The sequence below is a fragment of the Kitasatospora sp. NPDC001159 genome, assembly GCF_053598235.1.
Map to the genome: position 1 here is coordinate 1 of NZ_JBSFJV010000306.1, position 1038 is coordinate 1038.

General features: G+C 74.2%; 3 protein-coding genes and 1 pseudogene. 3 read left to right on the forward strand and 1 reads right to left on the reverse strand.

The genetic code is table 11. The annotated features are described in order from the left end of the window. Nucleotides 1–185: hypothetical protein (locus ACWC9T_RS42055; protein WP_449826281.1), on the reverse strand; the 185-nt coding region annotated here is incomplete at its 3' end. Between the two features lie 10 nt (nt 186–195). Between ACWC9T_RS42055 and ACWC9T_RS42060 the strand changes: the two genes are divergently transcribed. The 3 genes and pseudogenes from ACWC9T_RS42060 to ACWC9T_RS42070 all read left to right on the forward strand — a co-directional run. Further along, entirely contained in the window at nt 196–321 is a 126-nt protein-coding gene (locus ACWC9T_RS42060) for a hypothetical protein (RefSeq protein WP_449826282.1), read from the forward strand. Nucleotides 322–427: 106 nt separating this feature from the next. Beyond that, nucleotides 428–778, forward strand: coding sequence for a hypothetical protein (locus tag ACWC9T_RS42065; protein WP_449826283.1), 351 nt, complete (start codon nt 428–430; stop codon nt 776–778). Then, a pseudogene (locus tag ACWC9T_RS42070) lies at nt 775–1038 on the forward strand (hypothetical protein); the annotation flags it as partial. The gene ACWC9T_RS42065 and the pseudogene ACWC9T_RS42070, both read left to right, overlap by 4 nt.

Consider the following 1038-nt stretch of genomic DNA (forward strand, 5'->3'; position numbering starts at 1 on the left):
GCGGCGCGGCCACGGGAAAGGCCAATACCGAGCTGGAAAGGGCTCGCGCGGCCGCCTTTGCGGCGCAGCAGCGGGGCCGCGTGCGCCGGTACCTGGAAGCCGACCGGCGCCCATGGCGGAGGCGGGGCCACCCCGACCACCATCCGTGGCGCGGTGCGGCGCAGGTGGACCAGCAGCGCCAGCACGCTGGTGGCATTGGCGAGCTGCGCGACCGGCTGCCGTAGCGCTCTCAACCGCCTGGCCGCGCCGATCGGCGGGCAGCAGTGGCCCCCGGCTGCCGAGGCCTTCGTCCGGGTGCGCGCCGTCGGCGGCGACCGGTGACCAACCAACCCGAGTAACCGGCGCCGTCGGGCCCTCTCTGGCCCGTGAGGGCTGTCCGGCCTGCCGGGGGCGAGTAGTCTCGGCCGCGTAGGAGAGGAGTGCCGTCATGAGTCAACCCGTGCACGACGGAGTCGAGCTGATCCCCCGGCCCGAGCAGAGCCCGGCCGCGCTCAAGGCCGCCCTGGCCGTCGTCGCCGCGGACCGCCTTCCCGAGATGATCGACGGGCAGACGAGGGCCATGGCCGAGGCCATCACGACCGGCAGCGTCCAGCCGATCCGGGCCTTCGTCGCGCACTGGGCCGCTGTGGTGGAGATCGAGCGGCACCCGGCCACCGCCCAGGCCTACCACCGGGCGAACTACCTCGCGAACCACGCCGGCACCGTCCAGGAGTGCCGGGAGCACGCCACCACCGTCGCCGAGCTCTACCGCGCCGCCTACGCGGCGGTGAACGCGTGACCTGGAGCTGGGAGTACCTCCCCAGCGAGCAGCACGTCACCGCCGGAGCCCCGGCCAACTTCCTCGCCGCCGTCGAGCAGCGGGCCGCCGAACTCGTCCGCGCCGCCGAAGCGCTCTACCTGGACGGCACCTCCTACCAGGGCAGCGGCGAGCCTGCGCTACCTCGACGTCGCCGGCGGTCTGCTCGCCTACTACGTCGTCCCGCGCCTGGAGCTCGTCGTCTGCCAGGTCACGCCACCGCCGACACCCTGACCCTCCGG

Coding starts and splice junctions, on each gene's coding strand:
- ACWC9T_RS42065 (WP_449826283.1), top strand. CDS start 428: ATGAGTCAACCCGTGCACGACGGAGTCGAGCTGATCCCCCGGCCCGAG.